This is a genomic window from Anaeromyxobacter sp. SG66, from assembly GCF_022690805.1.
In the GTDB taxonomy this organism is placed as follows: Bacteria; Myxococcota; Myxococcia; order Myxococcales; family Anaeromyxobacteraceae; genus Anaeromyxobacter; species Anaeromyxobacter soli.
In genome coordinates, this window is record NZ_JALCZC010000191.1 from 1 (window position 1) to 4,222 (window position 4,222).

4 protein-coding genes are annotated in these 4,222 nt (G+C 75.2%); all 4 read left to right on the forward strand.

Translation table 11 applies throughout. From position 1 onward, the window contains the following. A partial coding sequence (locus MNZ39_RS23470; RefSeq protein WP_242341509.1) for a penicillin-binding protein activator occupies nucleotides 1-1,645 on the forward strand: 1,645 nt, incomplete at its 5' end. Nucleotides 1,646-1,762: 117 nt separating this feature from the next. Then, nucleotides 1,763-2,731, forward strand: coding sequence for a site-2 protease family protein (locus MNZ39_RS23475; RefSeq protein ID WP_242341510.1), 969 nt, complete (start codon nucleotides 1,763-1,765; stop codon nucleotides 2,729-2,731). Between the two features lie 123 nt (nucleotides 2,732-2,854). Next, nucleotides 2,855-3,259, forward strand: coding sequence for a hypothetical protein (locus tag MNZ39_RS23480; protein WP_242341511.1), 405 nt, complete (start codon nucleotides 2,855-2,857; stop codon nucleotides 3,257-3,259). 101 nt (nucleotides 3,260-3,360) lie between these two features. Next, the coding region (locus MNZ39_RS23485) for an ATP-dependent DNA helicase (RefSeq protein ID WP_374202560.1) at nucleotides 3,361-4,222 on the forward strand (862 nt) is incomplete at its 3' end.

Here is a 4,222-nt window from a genome sequence, read left to right on the forward strand (position 1 = left end):
GAAGCTCCCCGCCGAGGCGCAGCCCGGCGCGGCCGCCCGCGCCGCCGAGGCGGCGCTCGCCGCCGGCGCCGAGGCCGACGCGGTCCGCTGGCTCGCGACGCTCGCCGCCGGCCAGGAGGGCGAGGCGCGGGCGAAGACGCTCGCGCGCGCCACCGCGGCGGTGGACGCCCTGGGGCTCGAGGACGCCGAGGGGCTGCGCCGCGCGCTGCCGCCGGACTCGCCGCTCCAGGAGCCGCTCGCGATGAAGGTCGCGCGCGTCCACCTCCACCTGCGCGACTACGCGGGCGCGGAGGCGACGGCGCGCGAGGTGTTCCTGCGCTGGCCGCACGGTCCCTACGCGGACGACGCGAAGCGGCTCGTGGATCGGATCTCGCGCCTCACCTACGTCCGCCCGAACGTGCTCGGCGTCGCGGTCCCGCTCTCCGGCAACTTCAAGCGCTGGGGCGAGGCCATCCTGCAGGGCGTCTCGCTCGCGCTCGAGGGCTCGGGCGTGAAGGTGGCGGTGCGCGACACGCGCGGCGAGCCGGACGGCGCCGCCGCGGCGCTCGAGGCGCTCGTGCTCGAGGAGGGCGCCATCGCGGTCCTGGGCGGCGTCACGAACGCCGAGGGCGAGCGCGCCGCCGCAGCCGCCGAGGAGCTGCAGATCCCGTTCGTCTCGCTCTCGAAGCAGGAGGGGATCACCGCCGCCGGGCCCTTCGTCTTCCAGAACATGCTCACCGCGCGCGAGCAGGCGGACGCGCTCGTCGGCCTCGCCATGGGCAAGCGCGGCATGCGCCGCTTCGCGATCCTCTACCCGTCCATGAGCTACGGCGTGGAGCTCGCGAACGCGTTCTGGGACGACCTCGAGGCGCGCGGCGGCGAGGTGCGCGCGGCCGAGACCTACGCCCCGGACCGGACCACCTTCACGCCGCTCGTGAAGAGCATGGTCGGCAAGCTCTACCTCGAGGAGCGCGGCGACTGGCAGGAGCAGTCGCGCGACATCGCGCAGAAGGAGAAGGATCCGTTCCGGCGCCGCAAGGCGCTCGAGAAGGCGCGCGAGAAGCTCCCCCCCGTCACCGACTTCGACGCCATCTTCATCCCCGACTTCGCGAAGAACGTGAAGCTCATCGCGCCCGCGCTGGCGGTGGAGGACGTCCTCACCCAGACCTGCGAGCCCGAGGCGCTCGAGAAGCTGAAGAAGCTCACCGGCCGCCCCGACCTCCGGCCGGTGCAGCTGTTCGGCGCGAACGGCTGGGGCGGCGACCCGGGCCTGTTCGACCAGTCGCCCGGCGGCGCGGGCCGGCACGTGCGCTGCGCCATCTACGTGGACGGGTTCTTCGCCGGCTCGGCCCGCCCGGGCACGAAGCGCTTCGTCGAGGCGTTCGAGCGGAAGTTCCCCGGCCAGACGCCCACCATCCTCGAGGCGTCCGCCTACGACGCGGCGGGGATGGCGCGCCAGGTGATCGAGCACGACCGCGCCCAGACGCGCGCCGCGCTGCGCGACGGCCTCGCGGCGGTGCGCGGCTTCAAGGGCGCCACCGGCGAGCTCACGATGGGCGCCGATCGGACGCCCGAGCGCGAGCTGTTCTTCCTCACCGTGGACTCGAACGGCGTCCGGGAGATGAAGCCGGAGGAGCTCGCCGGGCCCGGCGCCGGCGGGATGTAGCTCGATGCGGGCCGCGCCGGGGCGGACGCCTGCCCGGCAGAGCTCGTCGGGGTTCTGCCCCGGCCAGCCGGAGCGAGCCGTTTCGGAATCGCGGTCGGCCCGTTAGCTTGTCCCGGGATGGACGACGTCCTCGTGCGGCCGCGGCCGCGAGCCCGCTTCCCCGCCGCGAACGTCGCGCTCTTCCTCGCGACCCTCGCCACCACCGGCTGGGCGGGGCTCTTGTTCTCGCCCGCCGCGGCGGACGTGCGCACCCTCGGCGAGCTGCTCGCGCGCGTCCGCGAGGCGCCGGGCGTCCTCCTCGAGGGGCTCCCCTTCGCGCTCTCGCTCGTCGGGATCCTCTTCACCCACGAGATGGGCCACTACGTGCTCGCGCGGCGCGCGCGGGTGGACACGACCCTTCCGTACTTCATCCCGGTGCCCTTCGGCGTCGGCACGCTCGGGGCCGTGATCCGCATGCGCTCGCCCATCCCGTCCCGGCGCGCGCTCCTCGACATCGGCGCCTCCGGCCCGCTCGCCGGCCTCGTCGTGGCGCTCCCGCTGCTCGTGTGGGGGCTCGCTCACTCGGAGATCCGGGAAGTGTCCGCGGCGACCTCGCCGGCTTCCCCCTTCGGGGCGTTCCTCTCCTGGCTCGCGGGCCGAACCTCGCCGGAGGGCGCGGGCGAGGTGATCCACTTCGGCCACAGCCTGCTCACCCTCGCGGCGCAGCGACTCGTCGTGGGCCCGCTCGCGCCTGGCACCGACGTGGTCATGCACCCCGTCGCCGTGGCGGCCTCGCTCGGCCTGCTCGTGACCGCGCTGAACCTCGTGCCCGCCGGGCAGCTCGACGGCGGCCACGTGCTCTACGCGCTCTTCGGCCGCCGGCGCGCGCACGCCCTCGCCCGCCTCACGAGCGCGGCGCTGCTCCTCGCCGGGATCTTCGCCTCCTGGAGCTGGCTCCTCTGGTGGTTCCTCACCCGCTTCGTGGTCGGGCTCGGCCACCCGGCCGCGCTCGTGGAGGAGCCGCTCGGGCCGGGCCGCAGGGCCATCGCGATCTTCTCGCTGATCCTGTTCTTCGCGACGTTCGTGCCGGTGCCGGTGGCATTTTGAACGTTCACGGGGGCTGCGCCCCCGCCCGGCTCGATGCAAGCGCTCGCTTCGCTCGGGCACCGGCATCGGGGTCTCGCGCTGCCATTCGGTCCCGGGGCGTCATCGGCTAGACTCGGCGTTCCCATGACGTCGCCCGACGAGACCCTCCGCGCTCCTGCGCCGGAGCCGGAGGCCGACCCCGGCGAGGCCGAGGCCTGGGCGCGCGTCGTCGCCGCATGGGAGGACGAGGCGGCGCACGACGCCTACCTCGCGCGCTTCCAGGACCTCCCCGGGCTCGCGCTCGCGGGCCGTCGCTATCGCGACGCGGCGGCCGCGCGTCCGGACGATCCGGTCGCGGCGCGCATGCGCGACGAGGTGATCCGCCGGGCGACGGTGCAGGGCTTCGCGCTGCTGCCGCGGAGCGCGCCCGCCAAGGATCGCTCCGTGGCGCTCCGGCGCCTCCTCGTCGCCGTCGCGGCCGCGCTCCTCGTCGCCGCCGCCTACTTCGCCTTCCACCTCCTCGCCGCACCGCCCGGAGCCCCATCCTGATCCCCGCACCCGCCGCCCTCACCGTCGAGGACGTCCTCGGCCCGGACGGCCGCATCGCCCGCGCGCTCCCCGGCTACGAGCACCGCGAGGACCAGCTCGAGATGGCGCGCGCCGTGGAGCGCGCGCTGCGCGAGCGGCGCTACCTCGTCGCCGAGGCCGGCACCGGCACGGGCAAGACCCTCGCCTACCTCGTCCCCGCGGCGCTCTCCGGGCGGCGGGTCATCGTCTCGACCGCCACGAAGACCCTGCAGGAGCAGATCTGGGGGAAGGACATCCCGCTCCTGCGCGAGCGGTGCGGCCTCGACTTCGCCGCCGCCTACCTGAAGGGCCGCTCGAACTACTACTGCCTCGCGCGGGGCGCGGAGTTCGCGCGCGCGCCGACCTTCGCCGCGCGCGAGGAGGCGGCGCTCTGGCCGGTCATCGAGGCCTGGTCGCGGGCGACCGAGACCGGCGACCGCAGCGAGCTCGACCTGCCCGACCAGCTCCACACCTGGAAGGACCTGTCGGCGACGGCCGAGACCTGCACCGGCCGCGAGTGCGAGCGCTACGAGGACTGCTTCGTCACGCGGGCGCGCGCGCTCGCCGGCCAGTCCGACGTGCTCCTCGTGAACCACCACCTGTTCTTCGCGGATCTCGCCATGCGCACGAGCCGCGCGGGCGTGGAGATCCTCCCGGACTACGACGTCGTGATCTTCGACGAGGCGCACGCCCTCGAGGAGGTCGCCACCGAGTACTTCGGGCTCCAGGTCTCCTCGTACCGGGTGGACGAGCTCGGCCGCGACGCGCTGCGCGCGGTGGGCGACCGCCCCGACCTCGCGTCGATGATGCGCGACGCGACCGGCGAACTGCGCCGCGCCGGCGAGCGGTTCTTCCAGGCGGTCGCCGACGGGCTGCGGGCGGGCGGCGGCGGCGCCGGGCCGCAGCGCGGCTTCGGCGCGCGCGGCGCCCCCCGGGGCCGCACCC

Coding starts and splice junctions, on each gene's coding strand:
- MNZ39_RS23475 (WP_242341510.1), top strand. CDS start 1,763: ATGGACGACGTCCTCGTGCGGCCGCGGCCGCGAGCCCGCTTCCCCGCC.
- MNZ39_RS23480 (WP_242341511.1), top strand. CDS start 2,855: ATGACGTCGCCCGACGAGACCCTCCGCGCTCCTGCGCCGGAGCCGGAG.